Annotated in this window: 22 protein-coding genes and 1 riboswitch; of the genes, 17 read left to right on the forward strand and 5 right to left on the reverse strand. The window is 72.3% G+C overall.

Translation table 11 applies throughout. The features are described 5' to 3' along the window. From E1288_RS19990 to E1288_RS20000, 3 genes are all read right to left on the reverse strand, one after another. Positions 1 to 859: WXG100 family type VII secretion target (locus E1288_RS19990; RefSeq protein WP_132487286.1), on the reverse strand; the 859-nt coding region annotated here is incomplete at its 3' end. Continuing rightward, positions 859 to 1,167 carry a type VII secretion target gene (locus tag E1288_RS19995; RefSeq protein WP_093263118.1) on the reverse strand — a complete coding sequence of 103 codons (309 nt, stop codon included), beginning with the start codon at positions 1,165 to 1,167 and terminating at the stop codon, positions 859 to 861. The genes E1288_RS19995 and E1288_RS19990, both read right to left, overlap by 1 nt. A 20-nt stretch (positions 1,168 to 1,187) precedes the next feature. Further along, positions 1,188 to 1,640: a YbaB/EbfC family nucleoid-associated protein gene (locus tag E1288_RS20000; RefSeq protein WP_132487288.1), complete on the reverse strand. Its 453-nt coding sequence runs from the start codon at positions 1,638 to 1,640 to the stop codon at positions 1,188 to 1,190. 190 nt (positions 1,641 to 1,830) lie between these two features. Here E1288_RS20000 and E1288_RS20005 point away from each other — a divergent pair, with 190 nt between their 5' ends. From E1288_RS20005 to E1288_RS20015, 3 genes are all read left to right on the forward strand, one after another. After that, a complete protein-coding gene (locus tag E1288_RS20005; protein ID WP_132487290.1) occupies positions 1,831 to 2,298 on the forward strand; it encodes a GNAT family N-acetyltransferase in 468 nt (155 codons plus the stop codon). 171 nt (positions 2,299 to 2,469) lie between these two features. Then, positions 2,470 to 2,688, forward strand: coding sequence for a hypothetical protein (locus tag E1288_RS20010; protein ID WP_328592466.1), 219 nt, complete (start codon positions 2,470 to 2,472; stop codon positions 2,686 to 2,688). A gap of 115 nt (positions 2,689 to 2,803) precedes the next feature. Then, positions 2,804 to 2,975: riboswitch (cobalamin riboswitch) on the forward strand. A gap of 32 nt (positions 2,976 to 3,007) precedes the next feature. Then, positions 3,008 to 5,026, forward strand: a complete 2,019-nt coding sequence (locus E1288_RS20015) for a putative cobaltochelatase (protein WP_132487292.1) — start codon at positions 3,008 to 3,010, stop codon at positions 5,024 to 5,026. On the opposite strand, the gene E1288_RS48840 is transcribed toward E1288_RS20015, so the two are convergent. Further along, positions 4,952 to 5,539 carry an MFS transporter gene (locus E1288_RS48840; RefSeq protein ID WP_235883681.1) on the reverse strand — a complete coding sequence of 196 codons (588 nt, stop codon included), beginning with the start codon at positions 5,537 to 5,539 and terminating at the stop codon, positions 4,952 to 4,954. The two genes, E1288_RS20015 and E1288_RS48840, sit on opposite strands and share 75 nt — an antisense overlap. A 221-nt stretch (positions 5,540 to 5,760) precedes the next feature. On the opposite strand from E1288_RS48840, the gene E1288_RS20025 reads away from it, so the two are divergent. The 14 genes from E1288_RS20025 (at position 5,761) to E1288_RS20090 (ending at position 21,159) form a co-directional block, all read left to right on the forward strand. Further along, entirely contained in the window at positions 5,761 to 6,165 is a 405-nt protein-coding gene (locus tag E1288_RS20025) for a hypothetical protein (protein ID WP_132487294.1), read from the forward strand. Between the two features lie 30 nt (positions 6,166 to 6,195). Further along, positions 6,196 to 6,717: a DUF3558 family protein gene (locus E1288_RS20030; protein ID WP_132487296.1), complete on the forward strand. Its 522-nt coding sequence runs from the start codon at positions 6,196 to 6,198 to the stop codon at positions 6,715 to 6,717. Between the two features lie 44 nt (positions 6,718 to 6,761). Next, positions 6,762 to 8,186: a PPE domain-containing protein gene (locus E1288_RS20035; RefSeq protein WP_132487298.1), complete on the forward strand. Its 1,425-nt coding sequence runs from the start codon at positions 6,762 to 6,764 to the stop codon at positions 8,184 to 8,186. An 83-nt stretch (positions 8,187 to 8,269) separates the two neighbouring features. Beyond that, positions 8,270 to 9,061 carry an ESX secretion-associated protein EspG gene (locus E1288_RS20040; RefSeq protein ID WP_132487300.1) on the forward strand — a complete coding sequence of 264 codons (792 nt, stop codon included), beginning with the start codon at positions 8,270 to 8,272 and terminating at the stop codon, positions 9,059 to 9,061. A gap of 52 nt (positions 9,062 to 9,113) precedes the next feature. Then, positions 9,114 to 9,728 carry a cob(I)yrinic acid a,c-diamide adenosyltransferase gene (cobO, locus tag E1288_RS20045; RefSeq protein WP_132487302.1) on the forward strand — a complete coding sequence of 205 codons (615 nt, stop codon included), beginning with the start codon at positions 9,114 to 9,116 and terminating at the stop codon, positions 9,726 to 9,728. After that, positions 9,725 to 11,086 carry a cobyrinate a,c-diamide synthase gene (locus tag E1288_RS20050; protein WP_408013630.1) on the forward strand — a complete coding sequence of 454 codons (1,362 nt, stop codon included), beginning with the start codon at positions 9,725 to 9,727 and terminating at the stop codon, positions 11,084 to 11,086. The genes cobO and E1288_RS20050 overlap by 4 nt, the downstream gene beginning before the upstream one ends. Positions 11,087 to 11,111: 25 nt before the next feature. Continuing rightward, a complete protein-coding gene (locus tag E1288_RS20055; RefSeq protein WP_207954449.1) occupies positions 11,112 to 11,561 on the forward strand; it encodes an SAM-dependent methyltransferase in 450 nt (149 codons plus the stop codon). Continuing rightward, on the forward strand, positions 11,555 to 12,862 hold the full coding sequence (gene cobM / locus E1288_RS20060; RefSeq protein WP_207954450.1) for a precorrin-4 C(11)-methyltransferase: 1,308 nt from the start codon (positions 11,555 to 11,557) through the stop codon (positions 12,860 to 12,862). The genes E1288_RS20055 and cobM overlap by 7 nt, the downstream gene beginning before the upstream one ends. 261 nt (positions 12,863 to 13,123) lie before the next feature. Beyond that, the gene (gene cbiE / locus E1288_RS20065) at positions 13,124 to 14,326 is read left to right on the forward strand and encodes a precorrin-6y C5,15-methyltransferase (decarboxylating) subunit CbiE (protein WP_132487306.1); all 1,203 of its coding nucleotides are present in this window, start codon (positions 13,124 to 13,126) and stop codon (positions 14,324 to 14,326) included. Between the two features lie 269 nt (positions 14,327 to 14,595). Beyond that, positions 14,596 to 16,293, forward strand: a complete 1,698-nt coding sequence (locus E1288_RS20070; RefSeq protein WP_132487308.1) for a cobalamin biosynthesis protein — start codon at positions 14,596 to 14,598, stop codon at positions 16,291 to 16,293. Between the two features lie 287 nt (positions 16,294 to 16,580). Next, positions 16,581 to 18,011 carry a pyridoxal-dependent decarboxylase gene (locus E1288_RS20075; protein WP_132487310.1) on the forward strand — a complete coding sequence of 477 codons (1,431 nt, stop codon included), beginning with the start codon at positions 16,581 to 16,583 and terminating at the stop codon, positions 18,009 to 18,011. A gap of 106 nt (positions 18,012 to 18,117) precedes the next feature. Continuing rightward, positions 18,118 to 18,351, forward strand: a complete 234-nt coding sequence (locus tag E1288_RS20080) for a hypothetical protein (protein ID WP_132487312.1) — start codon at positions 18,118 to 18,120, stop codon at positions 18,349 to 18,351. Positions 18,352 to 18,766: 415 nt separating this feature from the next. Further along, positions 18,767 to 20,569 carry a sensor histidine kinase gene (locus E1288_RS20085; RefSeq protein ID WP_132487313.1) on the forward strand — a complete coding sequence of 601 codons (1,803 nt, stop codon included), beginning with the start codon at positions 18,767 to 18,769 and terminating at the stop codon, positions 20,567 to 20,569. After that, positions 20,521 to 21,159 (forward strand): response regulator transcription factor, encoded by a 639-nt coding sequence (locus tag E1288_RS20090; RefSeq protein ID WP_132487315.1) that lies wholly within the window; start codon positions 20,521 to 20,523, stop codon positions 21,157 to 21,159. The genes E1288_RS20085 and E1288_RS20090 overlap by 49 nt, the downstream gene beginning before the upstream one ends. Positions 21,160 to 21,352: 193 nt before the next feature. Here the strand turns inward: E1288_RS20090 and E1288_RS20095 are convergent, their stop codons facing one another. After that, the gene (locus tag E1288_RS20095; RefSeq protein ID WP_132487317.1) at positions 21,353 to 22,270 is read right to left on the reverse strand and encodes a DMT family transporter; all 918 of its coding nucleotides are present in this window, start codon (positions 22,268 to 22,270) and stop codon (positions 21,353 to 21,355) included. Positions 22,271 to 22,335: the final 65 nt, after the last annotated feature.

The raw sequence follows: 22,335 nt of genomic DNA on the forward strand, positions 1-22,335 counted from the left end.
TGTCGGGGGAGTTGGGGGTGGCGTCCGGGGCGTCGGGTTTGGGGCTTGGGGCGTCCACGCTGGACGGTTTCGTGCTGGCCGGGCCGTCGACCTTCCGGAGGCCCTTCAGGGCGTCCTTGATGCCTTCCCAGATCTCGTCGAGCTTCTTCAGCAGCGGCTGGAGCTTGTTCAGGGAACGGGTCAGCTTGGTGATGACGTCCGAGATCTTGCTGACCCACTTGGCGATCAACCCCGCCGCTTCCGCGACCACGGCCGGGGTGCCGATGCCGAGGGTGCCGCCGATTTCCGCGATCCAGCGCGGGATCCGGGTGATCAGCGCCGCCACGCACTCGGCGACCAGGTCGCGCACCAGCTCGCGGACGATGCCGACCAGCACGCCGACGATCTCGACCACCGTGCTGATCGTGTTCGCCGCGCCGCCCGCCGCCTTGATCTGCTCGGCCTGCTTCGTCGTGGCGTTCTTGTAGGCGTCGGCCGCCTCGCCGGTCCAGGTGCCGGTGATGTTGTTGACCTCGTTGGTGAAATCGGCCGCGACCTGCTCCACCGACTTCGCGACGTTGCCCCACGTCTGCGCGTAGGCGGAGATCTGGTCCGGGTCGCCGGCCAGCCAGTCCAGGGCGTCCGACAGCGGCTTGACATGCTCCATCAGCCAGGACACCGCGTACGAGACCAGCGTGCCGACCGGGTCCATCACCATCGACAGCGCTTCCAGGCCCGTGCCGGCCGCGCCGAGCGCGATCTCCGACCAGGAACCCGATTCGATGCCGGACTGGAGGTCGCCGACGGACTCGAGGATGCCGATGCCGCTCACCGCGGTGGTGGAGTCCTGCCGCTGCGCGACCAGCGGGTTGTCCGCCATCACACCTCCCAGCCGGAGAAGCTGTCGGCGTTCGCCTGGTCACCGGATTCGTACGTCTGCGCGGTGTCCTTGACGTTGCCGGCCTGGTCGCTCATCGATTCCGATGCGGTGGACAGGGCGTCGACCCCGGGCTGCGAGACCGCCTGCACGATCGGCACGAAGAACGAGCAGATCACCCCGTAGGCCTCGGAGCCCATCGTGACCTGGTTCGCCGCGTCCAACGCGGTCTTCAGCTGGTCGGAAAGCGCGTCGAGCTTGCTGGCGTGCGCCCGGAGTTCCTCCGGCGACACGTCGAATGCGTTCGTCATCGTCATCCCCCAGGCGACGGTCAGCGCAGGTAGGAGTCGTCCTCGAAGTCTTCGTCGTCGGGCGGCCGGCGCTCCGCACCGTCCTCGGCCTCGGGATCGGGGAAGCGCTCGCGGTAGGCCGACACGACCGCGTTGACGGTCTCGGTGTCGTCGCCGACCGTGGCCGACATGACCTCGGCCACCTGGTCCCGGATGCCCGCCTGGGCCTGCCGCATGGTCGTCAGCACCGACTCCGCCAGGCCCGCGCCGGACATCCGGCGCGCGTCGTCGGTGATCTGCAGGTCGGTGACCGCGCCGGCGCTGTCGACCGTCACCCGCACCACCCCGTCGCGGGACTCCGCGGTGGCCTTGACCGCCGTCACCTGCTGCTGCATCTGCTGGTAGCGGTCTGCCTTCGCCTGGATGCCGGCGGCCCAGCGCCTGATCTCCTCCTCGGTTCGCGCGCCGTCGACGCCGAACACCGGTTCGCTCACGAATCCCCCATTGGCCGCTTGGCTCCCGATCTTGCGCAGGCTAACCGCGGCCTCGACGGCGGGTCAGCGATTCGGCGCGAAACTGGCCCGATCAGAGCAGCGCCCGCCCACCGTCGGCAGGAGTGGCGTTGACTACTCCCGGTGCTGGTGGATGCGGGTTCTGAGACCTCGCTGTGATATCCAGGTAAGGGTGACCCTCCAGCCGCTCGCGACCGCCGTCCACCGCGCCTACACCGCGGATCTGGACGCCGAGGACTTCTACCGGATGCTGCGCCTGCGCGTCGACGTGTTCGTCGTCGAGCAGGAATGCCCCTACCCGGAGCTGGACGGTCGCGACCTGGAGGAGACCACCCGCCACTTCTGGATCGACTCCGCCGACGGCTACGTGCTCGGCTACCTGCGGCTGCTGGAAGACCCCGACGGCACCTTCCGCATCGGCCGGGTCTGCACCGCCAAGAGCGCGCGCGGGCTCGGGCTGGGGCGCAAGCTGATGCGCGCCGCGGTCGCCGAGGTGCAGCACACGCCTGCCGTGCTCGCCGCCCAGACCTACGCCAAGGAGTTCTACCGCTCCTTCGGGTTCGTCGAGGACGGCGAGGAATACCTCGAGGACGGCGTCCCGCACGTCGACATGCGCCGGGAGCCCCGCCGGCGGGCGTGACCGGCGCTACTCGGGACTTGACCGCGCTCGATCGGGCCGCAACGCTCCCGGCGCTTCGCGGCCGGGTGAATCGCGCGCATCCCTCCTGCCGGTCCCGCACCGGCCCCGACGCCGCCTGAGCCAGTCCCGGCCCAGGGGCGTCTTCGACGCGCGGAGACCCACCGCGGCTACCTGGGATCCGGCACCATCGACTTCCCAGCGTTCTTCCGCGCGCTGGTGGACATCGGCTACACCGGGCCGATCACCTTCGAGAGCTTCTCCTCGGCCGTGGTGGACCCGGTGCTTTCGGACACCCTCGCGGTGTGGCGGAACCTGCGGGACGAGAACGAGGACCTGGCCCGCCACGCGCACCGCTACATCACAGACGGGCTGCACGCCGCCCGCCGGTGACAGTGGACGGCGACTTCGCGCGAAATCGCCGTACCGCGGGCCCCGGCCGCAGTGGTGCTGGTCTCGTCGCCGCCGCGGCCGGTTGGTCCGCCGGGCCGGTTCTGCGACGATGCACCTTGATCCGAATGCAAGGGGTGCGCCAGGAAGCCGGTGAGAATCCGGCACGGTCGGCGCCACTGTGACCGGGGAGCGGCCCTCCCTCGCGAGCCACCGGGGAGACCTGGGAAGGCCGGAGGGGCGCGGTGATCCGGGAGTCAGGACACTGCCGCCCCTTGTTCCCGCCACCGGGGCGTCCGAACCCCGAGGAAGGAACACCGGCATGACCGCTGCCCCGCGCTTCCCCTTCTCCGCCGTCGTCGGCCACGACGACCTCCGGTTGGCGCTGCTGCTCAACGCCGTGCACCCGGCCATCGGCGGCGTGCTCGTCCGAGGGGAGAAGGGCACGGCGAAGTCGACCGTGGTGCGTGCGCTGGCGTCGCTGCTGCCGCCGCTAGACGTGATCACCGGCTGCCGCTTCGGCTGCGCCCCGCAGGCCGCCGACCCGCAGTGCCCGGACGGCCCGCACGGCTCCGAAGCCGCGCAACGACCCGCCCAGCTCGTCGAACTCCCCGTCGGCGCCACCGAGGACCGGTTGATCGGCTCGCTCGACCTGGAACGCGCCCTGACCGAAGGGGTCCGCGCCTTCCAACCCGGCCTGCTCGCCGCCGCGCACCGGGGCGTGCTCTACGTCGACGAGGTGAACCTGCTGCACGACCACCTCGTGGACCTCCTGCTGGACGCCGCGGCGATGGGCCGCGCGCACGTCGAGCGGGAAGGCGTTTCGGTCTCGCACGCGGCGTCGTTCCTGCTGGTGGGCACCATGAACCCGGAGGAAGGCGAGCTGCGCCCGCAGCTGCTCGACCGGTTCGGCCTCACCGTGCACGTCGCCGCGTCGCGGGACGTGGCGACCCGGACCGAGGTGGTGCGCCGCCGCCTGGCGTTCGAAGCCGACCCGGCCGGGTTCGCCGCGAGGTGGGCCGACGCCGACGCCGAACTGGCCGAGCGGATCGCCGCCGCCCGCGCCCGGGTGGGCTCGGTGGACCTCCCGGACGCCGAGCTGCGCCGGATCTCCGCGCTGTGCGCGTCCTTCGACGTCGACGGCATGCGAGCCGACCTCGTGCTGGCGCGTACCGCGACAGCTCATGCGGCCTGGCGCGGCGCCGAGGCGGTCGCCGAGGAGGATGTCGAGGCGGCGGCCCGGCTCGCGCTGCCGCACCGGCGCCGCCGCGACCCGTTCGACGAGCCCGGCATCGACGAGGACCAGCTCCAACAGGCCCTGTCCGAGGCGGCGGAGCACGCCGACGACGGCGACGACGAACCGCCGGAAGGCCCGGACGACGGCGGTCAGCCGCCGGAAGGGCCCGAAGGACCCACCGGGCCGGACGGCGGAGCCGACGGCTCGGAGGAGCGCAGCGACGACCGGGCGCCCGCGGAGCGGCCGCCGGCGGCGCCGGCGCTGGCTTTTCAGGCGCGGCTGCTGGAGGTGCCGGGGCTCGGCGACGGCGCGCCGGGGCGGCGGTCGCGGTCCCGGGCGCGGAGCGGCCGGACGACGCGGGCATCCACTGTGGAGGGTCACGGCATCCACCTGGCGGCCACGCTGGCCGCCGCGGCGCCGCACCAGGTCGCGCGCGGGCGCAGCGGCTCCGGGCTGGTGTTGCGCGGCGACGACCTGCGGCGCGCCATCCGGGAGGGGCGCGAGGGGAACCTGGTGCTGTTCGCGGTGGACGCGTCGGGGTCGATGGCCGCGCGGGAGCGGATGTCGGCGGTCAGCGGCGCCGTCCTGTCGCTGCTGCGGGACGCCTACCAGCGGCGCGACAAGGTCGGCGTGGTGACCTTCCGCGGCGATTCGGCGGAACTCGCGTTGCCTCCGACGTCCTCTGTGGACATCGCGGCCGCGCGGATGCGCCGGCTGTGCACCGGTGGCCGCACGCCGCTGGCAGATGGACTGCTGCGCGTGCACCGGGTGGTGCAGACCGAGCGGATGCGGGACCCGCAGCGCCGGGCCCTGGTCGTGCTGCTGACCGACGGTAAGGCAACCGTGCCGCTGGATTCCGGGCTCACCGGGCGGATTCGCACGCAGCGCGCTGTCGATGATGCGCTGCGCTCAGCGGGCCTGCTCGCCGACGCGGGCGTCGCGTCCGTCGTGGTGGACTGCGAGAACGGTCCGGTCCGGCTCGGCCTGGCCGGCCGGCTCGGGGCCGCGCTGGCCGGTCCCTGCCTGCGGCTAGAGGAGCTGTCCGCGGACAACGTCGCCGGCGTCGTCCGCGCGGTCCGGGACGAGCGGCCCCGCGCCGCTTGATCTCTTTTTGATTACGAGATCCGACGTTCCGTCTTCTGGCCCACCCGACCGATTGGTACGGTGACGCCGTCCACCTGACCCCCAGGGGTGGACCCGCAAGATGCCCCCGCGCTCCCGGTAACCCCCAGGCCGGTCGAGTGCGGGGGCTCTTTTAAATCGCCCCTCACGCAGCCCGGTCGCCGACCGAGGGCGCGACGACCCGGGTCCGGTGACCACGCGCGCCACGACCAGCGCGGTCAGGTTCGGCGCCAGCGCGGAAACCACCCCGCCCGCCGCGGCGGCGAGCATCGTGCCGCGCATGACCGGCAGCCGGCCGAAGCGGTCCGACAGCAAACCCCACAGCGGCTGGGAAAGGCCGTAGGCGAGGAAGTAGCCGCTGGCGACGGCGACCGCCGCGGCCAGCGGTTCGTCCAGCGCCAGCGCGATCAGCAGCAGCATCGGGGTGACCGCGAAGCGGTCGAAGTTGGAGATCAGCGCGGCGAAGGACAGCGCCAGCGGCGGCCTGGTCGGCATCGGGCGACTCCTCGCTGACTGGGACGACCGCCCATGATCGTCGCCTGCACCGTTCCAGAACCCCGTGAGGTCGGCCACCATCGAGTCGGTGGCATTAGGCCATTGGGGGCGATCAAGCGGGTGAGGCATTGCGGATTTGTCTCGTATCGGCGTTCGCGCGCGGGGTGCGGTGCTAGGTTCGGGCGCGCTGCGGGGAAAGACGAACCTTCTGGGGAGAAGCGATGACGGGGTCGATTGGATCGGCAGCGGCAGGGCTCGCCGCCACGAACGACGCCATGCAGGGCATCATCAGCGCGGCCAACAGCGGCGGCTTCCAGGTCACGCCGGAGGCGGGCGACGAGCTGATCAGGGTCTTCCGGGAGTTCCAGGACGCCGCGCTGCTGGATATTCAGAGAGAGCTGTCCAACCTGAAGTACCGGACCCCTTTGGGCGATAGCCCAGCAGGACAGGCTATCGCCGACTTCAACGAACAGGTTGTAGCGGGCGGCGACGGTCGTTCCTATGAAGAACTGATCTTGCAGATGAAAGAGCGAGTGCCTCAAGTGATCGAAGCGATCAAGAAGGGCATTCAATCCTACCGGGAAGTCGACGAGGGCAACGCTGGCAACGTTGGCGTGCGGGATTGAGAAACGGGGATTGCTCAGGTGCGTAGGTCGTTGACGAAGTCTGTGATCGCCGGAGCGCTCGCGCTGTTGGCGATGGGTGTCGCGGGCTGTGGATCGTCGGTCACTGGCGGAACCGGCGACGGTTCAGGAGAAACCGGGGAGAGCGCATCGCCGACGAGCAATGCGGCAGCAGCCATTGATCCCTGCCAGACGTTGAAGTCGGCCGATACGGCAAAGCTGGGCGTCAAAGGTCCTGGCACGCCCAAGCGCTACGCGGGTGCTCCTGGCTGTGATTTCAAGCTTGCTGTAGGTGGCATTTCCGTGGTGGTGAACAGCGACAAGTCGGTGGACGAACTGAACCTCACCGAAGGCAAGGTCGATGCCGTCTCTGTCGCAGGTGTGGACGGCAAGCGCGTCCGCGAGCTCGTCGGTCCGGGAGACTGCGGGGTGTTCTTCCCCCTATCTCCAAAGGAATCCATTGCGATTAACGCCACCGCGCGCGACACCGAGTCGGCCTGCCTGGCGGCGCAGGAGGCTGCGCCGTTGGTGCTGGCGAATCTTCCGAAGAACTGAAGAATTCGGCACAGAACTTAAAAAGGTAAATCAAGGGGGAAGTCATGACGTCGCCACCGGGTGGTGGGTCGGAATACATCGCCGATCACGAGCACTCCGCGTACGAGCAGGGGAAGCAGGAGTACGCGGGCGCGTCCAACGTGCCGATCATCGGCAATGTGCTGACGGACGTGTTGTCGAAGGCCAAGGCCACGGCGGAAGCGTCGAAGTACGGGCAGGAGCAGGCCAAGGCCCTGTCGGTCGACCAGGAGCTTCGCGAGAAGCCCGGTTCGCTGGGGAACACGCACTACCTGTCCTTCGAGCACAAGGAGATGGACCGGTTCGTCCGGGAGAACTTCGACCCCACCGCGGTGCACGACGTCGGCCGCGTCTACCACGGCCACGGGGCGAAGTTCCTGGAGTTCGCCGAGCAGATCCGGCAGGCCGCGACGAAGACGGAGCACACCTGGCAGGGCGAGGCCGGTGACGCCATGCGGAAGCACGTCACGCAGCTGGCCGACCACATGTCGCACTCCGGCAACGCCGCTCAGCTCACCGCCAACCAGGTCGGCATGCAGGCCGAGGCCGCGGAGCGGGCGCGGAACTCGATGCCCGAGGTCGTCGAGTTCGACATGAAGCAGGAGCTGAAGAACTACTTCTCCGACCCGAACCCGTTCACGGCCCTCAGCCGGGCCAACGACATCGTGGAGAAGCAGGAGAAGAGCCAGGCCGCGCACCAGGAAGCGGCCCAGGTGATGTCGAAGATGGAGACCGACTTCGGGACGGCCGCGGCGCAGACACCGGCGTTCGTGCCCGCCCCGCGCGGGCCCGAGGAACAGCCCGGCACGTCGGAGCCGTCGCAGAACACGATCGGTTCCATCAACCCGTCGAGCACGCCCGCGTCGACCCAGTCGGCCTGGTCCGGCCCGAACACCTCGACGCCTCAGTACAGCCCGCCCAGCTCGCCGAACGTCCCGCCGAGCAGCACGAACGCGGTGTGGCAGCAGAGCCCGCCGGCCTCGCCGCCGTCGGACACCCGCTGGAATCCGAACACCGGCCAGTGGGAGCGCCAGAACCCCTACAACGGACGGTGGGCTCCGCTGCCGCCGAACCAGCAGCGCCCCGGCCCCGGCGGGCCCGGTGGCGGACGCCCGGGCGGCGCCGGTGGCATGGGCGGTGGCCGCGGCGGCGGACCGGGTGGTGCCGGCCGGGTCGGCGGTGTCGGTGGCGGCCAGCTCGGCGCTGGTGGTCGTGCCGGTATCGGCGGTCTGGGGGCCGCCGGTGGTGCGGGTGCCGGTGGCGCCGGGGCCGGTGGTGCGGCCGGTGGTCGTGGTGGTGCCGGGATGGCCGGCGGCGGCGCGGCCGGTCGCGGCCAGGGCGGCAAGTCCGAAGAGGACGACGAGCACGAGAGCAAGTACGTGGTCGACACCGATGAGGCCTGGGACGACCTCGGGTTGCCGAAGGTCGCACCGCCGGTGTTCGGCGAGTAGCCCGCCCGCGTCCGAAGTTTCGCGCGATTCCCCGGGGAGCACCTGTTCCCCGGGGAATCGAGGCGTGCCCAGAAGGGGAAGAGATGATCGAATCGTTCACGCTTTCCGCGGAGGCGGCGGACGTCCTCGGCGAGGATCTGCGGGTCGACCTTCGGCAGTTCCCGTTCGAGATCCCGCACTTCGCCGCCACGCTCGACGAACGCGCGCGGCTCCGCAAGGACGTCTGGGGTGGGCTGGAGCAGCGCCGGCTGGCCGATCGCGGCCGCGCCGAACCGGAGGTGGAGCAGGCGCTGAACCTGCTGCACCGCCCGGAGATCGGCGTGGCGGTCACCTCCTACGACGGCAAGTCGGACGCCGTCTACCGGGCGCGCGTGGCGGTGGCCGGGCGGGCCGGGGTGCTGGCGGTCCAGGAGGAGCAGGGCCTGCGGATCGAGTTCATCGACGTCCGCGGCCTCGCCCGGGTCTGCGTCGGCCTGCTGCCGGAGGTCCCGGCCGGCAAGCTCGACGCGGGGACGATCGCCGCCGGCGGCGAGCCGAAGCCCCAGCCGGTGCGAGAGGCGGAGCCGGATTCGTGGCTGGGTTCGGCGCAGCCGGGCGCGTCCAGGCGCGGCGGCGGGGACCTGCGCAAGGTGGAGAAGATCATGGCCCTGCCGACGCGGCGGGTCGGCTACTTCGTGGTGACCGGCCGGGACGGCGGCGGGCAGCCGGTCCGGCTCCCGGCGATCGGCTGGCGGGACACCGAAGAAGGCCGCTACAGCGTCACGACGCGCCGCAACAACGACGGCGAGCGCTGGAACACCTTCGGGCCAGCGGACAAGCAGCGGCTGGCCCGGTACCTCGACGAGCAGCTCGCGGCCTTCCGGCCCGCCCGCTGAGACCGCTCGGGACGAGTCGGACGGTGCCGGGGCGGCCCGTTAGGGTCGGGGCATGCCTCAGGGACAGCCTTCGACAGTGCCGAACGACGGGTTGACCACTCGCCAGCGCCGCAACAGGCCGCTGCTCGTGGTGCACACCGGCGACATGAAGGGCAAGTCCACCGCTGCCTTCGGGCTCGCCCTGCGCGGCTGGAACCAGGGCTGGTCGATCGGGGTGTTCCAGTTCGTCAAGTCGGCGAAGTGGCGCGTCGGCGAGGAATCGGCGTTCCGCGCCCTGGGGCGGTTGCACGACGAGACCGGCGAGGGCGGGCCCGTCGAGTGGCACAAGATGGGCGAGGGCTGGTCGTGGGCCCGCAAGAAGGGCAGCGAGGAGGACCACGCGGCGGCGGCGCTGGAGGGCTGGCGGGAGATCGCCCGCCGGATCGGCGAGCAGCGCCACGGCCTCTACGTGCTGGACGAGTTCACCTATCCGCTGCACTGGGGCTGGGTCGACGTCGCCGAGGTCGTCGAGACCCTGCGCGACCGGCCCGGGCACCAGCACGTCGTGATCACCGGCCGCTACGCCCCACCGGCCCTGATCGACGCCGCCGACCTCGTCATGGAGACCACCAAGGTCAAGCACCCGATGGACGCCGGCCAGAAGGGCCAGAGGGGCATCGAGTGGTGACCGATTCCTCGCACGCCCGGGTGGTGGTGGCCGCACCGGCGTCCGGGCAGGGGAAGACCACCGTGGTGACCGGGCTGCTCGGCGCGCTGCGGCGGCGCGGGACCGGGGTCGCGCCGTTCAAGGTCGGCCCGGACTACATCGACCCCGGCTACCACCGGCTCGCCGCCGGCCGCCCGGCCCGCAACCTCGATCCCGTGCTGGTCGGCGAGGAGCGGATCGCGCCGCTGTTCCGGCACGGCGCCGCCGACGCCGAACTGTCCGTCGTGGAAGGCGTGATGGGCCTGTTCGACGGCCGCATCGGGCCGGGCGAGGGGATCGCCGCCGGATCCACTGCGCACGTCGCGCAGCTGCTGGACGCGCCCGTGGTGCTGGTCGTCGACGCGAGGGGCCAGAGCCACAGCCTCGCCGCGCTGCTGCACGGTTTCCGCAGTTACCGCCCGGAGGTCCGGATCGGCGGCGTGATCCTCAACCGGGTCGGCTCGCAGCGGCACGAGCAGGTGCTCCGCGACGCCGCCGACAACGCCGGCCTCCCGGTGCTCGGCGCGATCCCGCGCGCCGATGATCTCGCCGTCCCATCGCGCCACCTCGGCCTCGTCACGGCTGCCGAGCACGGCGGCGAGGCCGTCCGCGCGGTCGAGGCGATGACCGAAGTCGTTGCCCGGTCGGTGGATCTCGACGCGGTGTGCGCGTTGGCCCGCTCGGCTCCCGGATTGCCCGGCGCCGCCTGGAATCCGCGCGACGAGGTGCAGCCGCAGGCCGGGGCCGTGGTCGCGGTGGCCGGCGGGCGGGCGTTCACCTTCGGCTACGCCGAGCACGTCGAGCTGCTCGAAGCCGCCGGTGCCGAGGTCGCGGTCCTCGACCCGCTCCACGACGAGCGGCTGCCGGAACGCACCGCGGGCCTGGTGCTGCCGGGCGGCTTCCCCGAGCAGCACGTCGCCGAATTGTCGGCGAATACCGCGCTGCGCAAGGAGATCAGGGCCTTCGCGGCCACGGGGGCACCGATCCACGCGGAATGCGGCGGGCTGTTGTACCTGGCGGAGGAGCTGGACGGCCACCCGCTGTGCGGCGTGCTCGACGCGCGGGCGCGGATGTCGCCGCGGCTGACGCTGGGTTACCGCGACGCCGTGGCCGCCGCTGATTCGGTCCTGTTCGAGGAAGGTGCCCGGGTGAGCGGCCACGAGTTCCACCGCACCGTTCTGGAGCCCGGCAGCGGCTCGCGGCCTGCGTGGCTGTGGCGTGCGACGGGCGCGCAGCGGGAAGGGTTCGTCGACGGCGGGGTGCACGCCTCGTACTTGCACACCCATCCGGCCGGGCAGCCCGAAGCGGTGCGGCGGTTCGTGGCGCGGTGCGCGCGGTGAGGCTCGTCCGTCCGGCGAGCCGGGGATGCTGACCCCGGCCGCGCTGCGCGAATTCCGCGGAACGGGGACCGTTTTCGTCCCGGGAGCAGCCCTGGTGCTGCGGCAGCGTGATCAGGACGGCACCGCGGCTTTCCCCGCCTCCGAGGATCCCGCCGCGCATTCGGCTTCCAGCCGTCCAGCGGTGGGTCGCATACGAGCCGGGAGAGCCGGTTCACGCACCGTGATCCAGGCGATGCGGGACGTCACCGCGCTGCGGGTCGCTTCGCGGTCACGCGGTACGGTCGTTGCCTACGAAGGCGGCCGGTGGCTCGGCGAGCTGCGCGCCGCGATCGCCGAATGCGGAGCCCCGGAGCGCCCGGTCCGCGCCGAGCACCTCGGCGCGCGAGTGCTCCCGCCGTCCGAAGTGGACGACGCGCCGTACCTGTCCACCGTGGTAGTACTTCCACCCCGAGGCGGAAGAGGAGAACAATGCTGACTGGCCGGATCTCGTTCATCGGTGCCGGGCCCGGCGCGGCCGACCTGATCACGGTCCGCGGCGCCCGGCGGATCGCCGAGGCCGACATCGTGGTGTGGACCGCGAGCCTCGTCGCGCCGGAATGCATCCAGGAGCACGCGCGCGGCGACGCGGAGCTGATCGACTCCTCCCGGCTGACCCACGAGCAGGCGCTGGAGATCTATCGCCGCGCCGAGCGGGACAAGCTCAACGTCGCCCGGGTGCACTCCGGCGACCCGTCGCTGTGGGGCGCGGTCCAGGACCAGCACGACGCGTGCGCGCGGATGAACGTGGAGGTCGAGATCGTGCCGGGCGTTCCGGCGTTCTCCGCCGCCGCGGCCGCGGTCGGGCGGGAGCTCACCGTGCCGGAGGTCGCCCAGTCGCTGGTGCTGACCCGGCTGGAGGGCGGCAAGACGCCGATGCCGGAAGGCGAGAAGGTGCGCGAGTTCGCCAAGCACGGCACCACGATGGCGCTGTTCCTGTCCGCGTCGCGCGCCGCGCAGCTCGTCGAGGAACTGTGCGCCGGCGGCTACCCGGAAGACACCCCGGTGCTGGTGGCCTACAAGGTCTCCTGGCCCGACGAGCTGCTGTTGCGCACGAACCTCGCTGACCTGGAGAAGACCGTCAAGCAGCACAAGCTGTGGCGGAACACGCTGTTCATCGTCGGGAAGAGCCTCAACGGCAGCGGAACCCGCTCGCCGTACGCCGCGGGGCACTTCCACACCTACCGCCGCGCCGACCCGGTCACGCGCCGGGCGCTGCGGGCGGACCGTCCCACCCCGGTGCGCCGCCGCGCGGAGAACACCGAGCCGCGTGCCGAGGACCCCGGTGAGAACGGCCGGGTGCGAGAGTCCGACGTCGCGTGGTGGGCGGTGCGCAACTGGCAGGAGAGCGCGCGCGGCGCGGCGCGGGTCGCGTCCACCCGCACGGCTCGGCGGGTAGACGAGGCGCAGTCGCAGCTGTTCGCCGAGGAGCCCGTTGCGGCCGCCGAACGGCCGGTCGATCCGGTGGCGCCGGTTCGGGCGGAAGCGGTTGGGAGCGAACTGCCCGTTGACGTTGGTGAACAGCCCGTTCGCGCCGAAGCCGCGGAGGCGAAGCCGAAGCGGACATCCGCGGCGCGCACCACGACGACCCGGGCCAGCGCGAAGGCCACTCCCGCGAAGCGGGGGGCGAAGGCCGCAGCCGCGAAGCGGACGAAGTCCGCGACCACCACGACGACGGCGAAGGCGAAGCCCGCCGCGAAGCGCAAGCCCTCGGCGAAGCCGGATGAGCAGGGCGAATAGCGAGGCGAAGCCGCCGTTCCCGGCGAGGTCGTGAGGCACCCGAGGGGTCCGAATTGGACGTCGGGGGCCCGGCCGCCCACCGGTCATGCGAGATGTGACAGCGGGCCGGGCCGTTCTCGGCGTGTGCGGACCGGCTCTGCGCCCCGGTGGCAGCAGTATTGAAGCGGATCAGCCAGTAATGCGGCCGTCGGCCGCGTGTTCGGGTCGCGCGGGCTTCCGGGACGAACACGCGGTGGCGGCCGCCGGAGCGAGGTGGGTGGCGTGGCAGTCACGGTGATCGGGGTCGATGGTGGCGACCTGCCGAAGGGCAGCGCCGAGGTGCTGGAGTCGGCGCGGCTCGTGGTGGGCGGTAGGCGGCACCTGGAGGCGCATGCGCCGGAACACGCGCGCAAGCTCGAACTCGGGCCGCTGGAACCGGCGCTGAACGCGCTGTCGTCGCTGTCCGGCGACGAGAGCGGCGTGGTGCTGGCCTCGGGCGATCCCGGTTTCTTCGGCGCCGTCCGCGCGCTGCGCGACCGCGGCATCCGGTGCACGGTGCTGCCGTCGACCTCCAGCGTTCAGCAGCTGATGGCGCGCGTCGGCCGGTCCTGGGACGACGTCGTCGTGGTCAGCGCGCTCGGCAGCGACCTCACCCGGGCGATCAACGTCTGCCGCGCGCGACCGGCCGTGGTGGTGCTGACCGCGCCGAAGGCGGGCCCGGCCCAGATCGGCTCCGGCCTGGCCGGCTGGCGGCGCACCATGATCGTCGCCGAGGACCTCGGCGGGCCGAACGAGTCGGTGGTCACCCTCGAACCGGTGGAGGCGGCGAAGCGCAGCTGGCACGAGCCGAACATCGTGCTCTCCCTGGCCGATCTCGACGACGTGCCGCAGCGGGGCTGGATCGCGGGCGGCGAGCCGGTGCCGCCGGCGACCGGTTGGGCGCTGTCCGAGGACGAGTTCTCGCACCGCGACGGCATGATCACCAAGGCCGAGGTGCGGGCCGTGGCGCTGGCGAAGCTCGCGCCGCGGCCGGGCACGCTCGTCTGGGACGTCGGCGCGGGTTCGGGCTCGGTGGCGGTGGAGTGCGCCCGGATGGGCGCGGCGACGATCGCGGTGGAGTCCGACGAGGCGCAGGCGGTGCGGCTGATCACCAACGCCGCGAGCCACGGCGTGGACGTCCGGGTCGAGGAGGGCTCCGCGCCGCAGGTGCTGCGCAACCTGCCGCGGCCGGACGCGATCTTCGTCGGAGGCGGCGGCACCGAGGTCGTCACCGCGTGCGCGCACGCCGGGGCGTCCCGCGTCGTGGTGGCGCTGTCGGCGCTGGACCGGGTCGGGCCGACCCGCGACGCGTTGCGCGCGGCCGACTACGAGGTCGAGGGCGTGCAGCTGTCGGCCGCCCGGCTGGCGGAACTGCAGGACGGCGCATCCCGCCTGGAAGCGGCCGACCCGGTCGTCCTGATCTCGGGCTACCGGAAACAACGCTGACCACATCCCCTCCCGGCGGGCCAGGTCCCCGTCGGCCGCAATTTCAATGGAAATTGGACCTTCGATTTCAATGGAAATTGCGAACCGTCGGCGTGTCGCGCCACGACACGCCGATGGCTGTGACAACTTCCGCAACTTCAATGGAAATCGGAGACGTGATTTCCATTGAAATTGCGGTGGCAGTGGTCCCGCCCGGGCGGGAGGGCGCCATGGGGGTGGCACCATGCTGAGGCGTTCGGGAAAGCAGTCGACCAGGTTGAGGAGTGCCAGTGATCGGTCTGTTCGCGGTGACCGCGGCGGGACGGCGGTCCGCCGCCGAACTGGCCGGGCGGCTGGGGCCGGACGCCGTCGTCGCGGACGGGCCGATCGCGCCCGCCGTGCGCCGCCTGTGGGACCACCTGGACGCGGCGGTGTTCTTCCTGGCCAGCGGCGCGGCGGTGCGGCTGGTCGCGCCGTTGCTGCGGGACAAGCACAGCGATCCCGGGGTGGTCTGCGTCGACGACGACCGCCGCTTCGCCATCGCCCTGACCGGCGGCCACGTCGGGGGCGCGCTCGCCGAGCAGGTCGCCGACGTGCTCGGCTGCACCCCGGTGGTCACCGCCGCCTCCGACAGCGCCGGCACCACCCCGCTGGACGAGCTCGTCGACCAGCTCGACGCCACTGTGGACGGTGACCTGGCGGCCTGCGGCGGCGCGATCCTCGACGGCTGGTCGGTCCGTCTGGTCAACCCGCACGGCTTCCCGCTGCCGGCGCTGCCGCCCAACGTCTCCGCCCACCCCGAAGCGCCGCTGTGGACGGTCGTGATCGACGATCGGCGGCCGACGGAGGACGAGGAGCGGACGCTGCGGCTCATCCCGCGCACGCTGGTCGTCGGCGTCGGAGCCGCCCGAGGCGTCTCGCGGACGGCGGTGACCGAGACGATCGCCCGGCTGGACCGCGAGCACGGCCTGGACCCGCGGGCGATCCGCGCGGTCGCCAGCGTCGACCTGAAGGCGGACGAGGACGGCATCCTGGAGGCGGTGCAGGACCTGGGCTTCTGGCACTCCGACGGCGGCGAGGAGCTGTCGCTGCTGACCTATCCGGCGGAGGCGCTGGCAGGCATCGAGGTGCCCAACCCCAGCGAGGCGGCGAGCGCGGCGGCTGGCACGCCCTCCGTCGCCGAGGCATCGGCGCTGCGCGCGGCCGCCGAGCTCGGCGGTGGGGCGCCTGTCGAGCTGGTCGTGCCCAAGATCAAGGGCGACGACGTGACCGCGGCCGCCGCGCGCATCCGGCCCCGCGGCCGGCTGACGATCATCGGCATTGGCCCGGGCAACCCCGACCTGCGCACCCCGCGCGCCGACGTCGAGCTGCGCCGCGCCTCCGTGGTCGTCGGCCCGGACGAGCACGTCGACCAGGTCCGGCACCTGCTGCGCCCCGGCACCGAGGTGCGCGCCACCGGCGGCGCCGAGGCGGTCGCGCTGGCCCGGGAGGGGCGCGCGGTGGCGCTGATCGGCGGGTCCGCGATGGCGCTGGAGGAGGCCGGTGCCGACATCGAGTTGGTCGGCGTGCCCGGCGTGACGGCGGCGCTGGCCGCGTCCGCGCTGCTGGGCGGGCCGCTCGGGCACGACCACGCGCTGATCAGCCTGTCCGACGCGGACACGCCGTGGGAGGTCATCGAGCGCCGCGTCCGCGCGGCGGCGGAGGCCGACCTGGTGGTGTGCTTCCACAATCCGCGTCCGGGGGACCGGCGGCTCGGCCGCGCCCTGGAGGTCCTGGCGGAGCACCGCCCGGGGACCACGCCGGTGGGCGCGGTCCGCGGGGCCGGTCGCGCCGGGGAGCGGGTGTGGTGCGCGCCGATCACCGACTTCGACCCGGCGGAGGCGGACGCGTCCACCACGGTGGTCGTGGGCACCTCGCGGTCCACAGTGGTCGATGGCCGGATGGTGACCCCGCGCGGAGCCCAGCCGGTGACGGCGGACTCCCGCTGACCACCGTCGACCTCCTCCGCTGACGGCGAGTGCTGCAGGGGCTGTTGTGAGCGCCGTTTTCGCGCGAAACCGGCGTTCGCCACGCCTGGCGGTGACGTTTTCGCGCGAAAACGGCGTGCCTCACCCGGCGGCCAGGCGGCTTCGCCTCGGCAACGACGCAAGCCCGGCCGCTGGCGCGCATCACCTCATCCAGAACCGCTGCAGCATCCCGGCAACGGGGAGGCAGCGCCGACGGCCGCTGGTTTTGGTGGGGTGGGCGTGCGAAGCTGGCTGGGATGAGCGGGCACATGTCTCCCGAGGAGTTCCGGGAGTTCGGCAGGCAGGTCGTCGACTGGATCGCCGACTACTACTCCGGCGTCGAGCGGCATCCGGTCCGGTCCCAGGTCGGGCCCGGCGAGGTCCGGGCGCAGCTCCCAGCGCACCCGCCCGAGCGGGGCGAACCGTTCGAACGGGTGCTCAGCGACCTCGATGCCGTGCTGGTGCCGGGCGTCACGCACTGGCAGCACCCGAACTTCTTCGCGTACTTCCCGGCCAACGCCACCGGCCCGTCGATCCTCGGCGACCTGCTCTCCAGCGGGCTGGGCGTGCAGGGCATGGTGTGGGCGACCAGCCCGGCGTGCACCGAGCTGGAGACCGTCGTCGTGGACTGGATGGCGGAGCTGCTGGGCCTGCCCGAGCACTTCCGGACCGACGCCGTCGGCGGCGGGGTGATCCAGGACTCGGCGTCCAGCGCCGCGCTCGTCGCCTGCCTCGCCGCGCTGCAGCGGGTCAGCGACGGACAGGTGGCGAGCCGGGGCATCACCCGGCGGCACACGCTCTACGTCTCCGCGCACACCCATTCGTCCCTGGAGCGCGCGGCGCGGATGGTGGGCATCGGCGGGGACAACGTCCGGATCGTCGACGTCGACCCGGACACGCTCGGCATGGACCCTGCGCACCTCGACGCGCTGATCGCCGAGGACCTCGCCGCCGGCGCGGTGCCCACGCTGGTGTGCGCGACGATCGGCACCACCTCGACGACGGCGATCGACCCGGTCCGCGCGGTCGGCGAGGTGTGCCGGGCGCGCGGGATCTGGCTGCACGTGGACGCGGCGTACGCGGGCGTTGCCGCGGTGTGCCCGGAACTGCGCTGGATCAACGACGGCGTCGCCGAATTCGCCGATTCGTACTGCACGAACGCGCACAAGTGGTTGCTGACGAACTTCGACTGCAGCCTGCTGTGGATGGCCGACCGGCGGCCCATGGTCGATGCGCTGTCGATCCTGCCGGAGTACCTGCGCAATCCGGCGACGGCGTCCGGTGAGGTGATCGACTACCGGGACTGGCAGGTGCCGCTGGGGCGCAGGTTCCGGGCGCTGAAGCTGTGGTCGGTGCTGCGCTGGTACGGCGCGGAAGGGCTGCGCGAGCACATCCGCGCCACCGTCGGCCTGGCCCAGGAGTTCGCCGACCGGGTACGCGACGACCCGCGGTTCGAGCTGCTGGAGCCGCATCCGCTGGGCCTGGTCTGCTTTCGGCCGCTGTTCCCGGAGCTGTCCACCGAGGACGCCAACGACCGGGTCTACCGGCTGATGGAATCGCTGAACGACTCCGGCGAGCTGTACCTGACCCACACCAAGGTGGACGGCCGGACGCTGCTGCGGCTCGCGGTCGGCTCGCCGCAGACCGAGCGGCGGCACGTGCTCGCGGCCTGGAAGCGGATCCAGGAGGCGATGGGCTGACCTGCCCGCGAGCAGCGCGTGCCCGATCAGCACGAGCACGTGCACCGGAGCCGGCCAGCCACCGGCCGAGGCGGTCTGGAGGGCGTGGAGCGCGGCGCCCGACGCGGTGAGGTCGCCGATCGGTTGCAGCGGGCCCGGAATCGCGGCCAGCGGCAGGCCGGGCAGCAGCAGCGCCGCAGCGAGCGCCGAACCGGTGCGGCGCGGCATCGCCGCGGTCAGCAACCCGCAGCTGAGCAGAGCGAGCGCGGTGAGCGAGCATGCGACGAGCACGGCCATGGCTCGCTGTGGCGGCATGATGGCCGTGGCGGCCAGCGACAGCCCGGCGAACGCCACCAGGTGAGCGAGGAACGCGGCAACCGGTTCGGTGCACCGCCGCAGGTTGGCGGCCGCGATCACCAGCGCGACGACGATGGCCGCGGGGAGCCCGATCGCGGGTGCGAGGAGGGAGGAGAAGGCCGAGGCGATCGCCAGCGGTTGGCGGGGCAGCCTCGCCAGCTCGGCGCCGACGCGGTTCCCCAGGTCATCCACAGTGGACGAATCTTCGCTGATTGCCATGACCTCGACGCTAGGAACGCCGCGTGCCTGCTGGTATGCGTCTTGCGGCCGTTCGAGGGGGGCTTCCGGCCCGTTCGGGAGTAGAGCTAGCTCTACCTCCACGCGGCAGGCATGGGCAGTGCTTTTCCACCGGTGCCGGAGAAGATGGATCTATGCGAAATCGGGCACGACAGCGTGCGACAACCGCCGGGCGAGGGTTGGTGCTCCTGCTGCTGGCGCTGCCGGGGCCACTGCTGTTCGTGCTGTACCTGCTCGGTCTGGGTGTGGCGTCCATCGGCCTGCTGACGCCGGGGGAGTGGCTCATCGGACGCTGCCGGGCGGCCGCGAACCTCGGCCGTCGGCTGGCGCGGGACTGGGGCGGCGTCGAGGTGCCGGTGCCGTACCGGCCTGCCCCGCCGGAACCGCAGCCGGACGCCGAAGGCTGGTACCGGCATGACAAAGCGCTGTACCGGAAGCCGCGCATCCCGCGTTACCTCGCGCGCGTCGTGTGGCTGGCTGAGGACCCGGCGACGAACCGGGACCTGAACTGGATGCTGCTCAACACGGTCGTCGGCGCGGTGCTGGGCCTGCTGGCGGTGCTGGGCGGCCGGACTTTCCTGCGGGCGCACGGGCTTTGGACGCGGATGCTGTTGAGCCCGGTTCGGCCGCGCCCTTGGTGGGAACGCGTCGTGCACGGGTTGCACGCCCTCTGGCACCTGGCGGTTCTCGGCCTGCTGGCCGTGGTGAACCTGCTCGCGGGCGTGGTCCTGGTCGTCCTCTTCGTCCTCACCCACGTGCTTGGCGCGTTCCTGTGGTGGCCCTGGTGCAACCGGGTCGCCCGGCTGCTCGCGGGCCTGGGCCGCAGCCTCGCCGGGAAGTGGTCCGGGGTGCCGGTGGACGAGGTCTACCTGCCCTTCATCGCGCCGGTGCCCACGTCCGACGGGCTCTACCGGGCCGGCCGGATGCTGCGGAAGTCGCCGCGGCCCGCGATCAGGCGGGCCCGCTACCGCCAGGCGATGACCGATCCGGCCAGCCCGCGAGACCTGCTGTGGCTGCTCGGCGACGGCCCGGTCACCGCGGCGCTGCTGGCCCCGCTCGCGGCGTTATGCTGGGTCTTCGGCTGGGGCTTCTGGATCCCGTTCTGGGTCCGGGTCGGCGGACTGTTCTTCGACGTCGGGCGGCCGTGGGCGGAGCTGCCCGCGCCGGCGAAGTGGCTCGCGGAAACCCCGCTGGCCGGATTCCCGTTCGGGCTGGCCGCCGGGGCGGCGGTCGTGGCGCTGGCGCCGCCGCTGGTGCGCCTGCACGGCCGGTGGGCCCGCCTGCTGCTGGCGCCGACCGGGAAAACCCTGCTGGCGCAACGGGTTCGGCGGCTCGCCGAGACCCGCGCCGACGCGACCGAAGCCGAGGACACCCAGCTGCGCCGCATCGAGCGCGACCTGCACGACGGCGCCCAGGCCCGGCTGATCGCGCTGGGGCTGAAGCTCGCCGCCGCGGAGCAGCTCCTGGACAGCGACCCGCAGCGGGCCAGGGAGTTGCTTGGCGAGAGCAAGGCCGAGTCCGGCCAGACGCTCTCCGAACTCCGCGCCCTGGTGCGGGGAATCCGCCCGCCGGTGCTCACCGAGCGCGGCCTCGTCGATGCCGTGCGCGCGCTGGCCCTCGACCTGAGCGTGCGGATCGAGGTGTCGGCGGACCTGCCCGGGCGATGCCCGTCCGCGGTGGAGTCCGCGGCCTACTTCGCGACCCGGGAGCTGGTCACGAACGCGCTCAAGCACGCCGGTGCGGACGAGATCCGCGTCGAGGTGGGTTACCAGCGGGAGTCGCTGCGGATCGTCGTGACCGACGACGGCTCGGGCGGGGCCGACCCGGACCGCGGCAGCGGGCTGCGGGGAATCCGGCGCAGGCTCGGTACATTCGACGGAACATTGCACCTCAGCAGCCCGCCCGGCGGTCCGACCCGGGCGACGATGGAGATCCCGTGCGCGTTGTCCTCGCAGAAGACCTCTTCCTCCTCCGAGACGGCCTGACCACCCTGCTCGCCGCGCACGGCTGCGAGATCGTCGCCGCCGTGGAGACCGGTCCCGAGCTGGAGCGGGCGCTGCTGGAGCACCGGCCGGACGTGGCGGTGGTCGACGTGCGGCTGCCGCCCACCCAGACCGACGAGGGGCTGCGGGCCGCGTTGGTCGCCCGGCGCGAGATTCCGGGGCTGCCGGTGCTGGTGCTGTCCCAGCACGTCGAGCAGCTCTACGCCCGCGAACTCCTGGCCGACGGCACCGGCGGGATCGGCTACCTGCTCAAGGACCGGGTGTTCAACGCGGAGCAGTTCATCGACGCGGTGCGCCGGGTCGCCGCCGGGGGCACCGCGATGGACCCGGAGGTGATCTCCGCGCTGGTCGCCCGGCGGACCACCCCGCTGGAGCGGTTGACGGAGCGGGAGCGCGAGGTGCTGTCGCTGATGGCCGAAGGACGCTCGAACGCGGCGATCGCCGGGCAGCTGTTCGTCAGCGAAGGCGCGGTGAGCAAGAACATCGCGAGCATCTTCGGGAAACTGGGCCTGGAAACCTCGGACGACACCAACCGCCGAGTGCTGGCGGTGCTGGAATACCTCAAGCAGTGAGGGGTTCGTGAGCGCTGTTGCACGGCTGCTGGGGGCGTTCTACGCGCCGGTTTCGCGCGAAAGCGGCGTTCGCCACGCCTGAGCGCGCCGGTTTCGCGCGAAAACGCCGCACCGCACCACGCGGCTTCGCCGCTTCGAGGGCAGAAGCGCGCCGTACCGCATCCGGAAGAGCGTCTGCGACAACCGAAAACGCTCACGCCGCGGCATGAGCCTCTGCGGGTTCTCGAGGCTTGGGCTCGCGGGCCGGGTCGGGCCTGGTGCCGAGCACGCACGCCACGGCTCCGAGGGCCATTCCCAGCACGGCGGTGAGGGACGGCGTTTCGCCCAGGATCGGCCAGGACAGCAGGGCGGATACGGGCGGGACGATGCAGAACAGGGCGCTCGTCCGGCTCGCGCCGCCGACCGCGATCGCCCGCAGGTAGAACGCGGTTCCGGCCACCGATCCCGCCAGGACCAGCCACAGCAGCACCGCGGTCGCCTGCCCCCAGTGCGCGACGTGGCCCTGCTCGAACACCGCGATCACGCCGACCGCCAGCGCCGCCGCGCCCGACTGCACGGCGCCACCGGCCCGGACGTCGACGCCGGTGCAGTACCGCTGCTGGTAGAGCCCGCCCGCGGAGAAACCGAGCAACCCCAGCAGGGTGAGCAGGATTCCCGGGTTCACCGCGCCGTCGGCGAGCACGTGGCCGCCGAGCGTGACGACGACGGCGAGCACGCCGAGGACGAGCCCGATCATGCGGATCCGGCTCAGCCGCTCGCCCAGGAATCCGGCCGCGAGCGCCGCGGTGAGCACCGGGTTCATGGCGAGCACCAGCGCGGTCGCCGATGCCGGGACCCCGACGGCCATCCCGCCGTAGCACCCGGCGAACTGTGCTCCGCTGGTGAGGATTCCGGCGACGGCGGTGTGCCCGAACCGCTTGCCGCCGGGCCAGGTCGCGCGGGCGCAGACCGCGATCGCCGCGAACACCGCCGCGGCCAGCGCGAGCCGCACGGAGGTCAGGAGGAACGGGGGAGCGGCGCCGACGCCCAGCTTCCCGGTGGGGAATCCGCTGGCCCAGATGACGACGATCGGCGCCGCCAGCGGCAGCGGGATCGAGCGGGTGCCCTTCATGATCCCAGCCTCGCCCGCCAGACCTGGCCGCGTCCAACAACGATAAGTGATCGCGATCGATTTCA

This window comes from Saccharopolyspora elongata, assembly GCF_004348985.1.
GTDB lineage: Bacteria > Actinomycetota > Actinomycetes > Mycobacteriales > Pseudonocardiaceae > Saccharopolyspora > Saccharopolyspora elongata.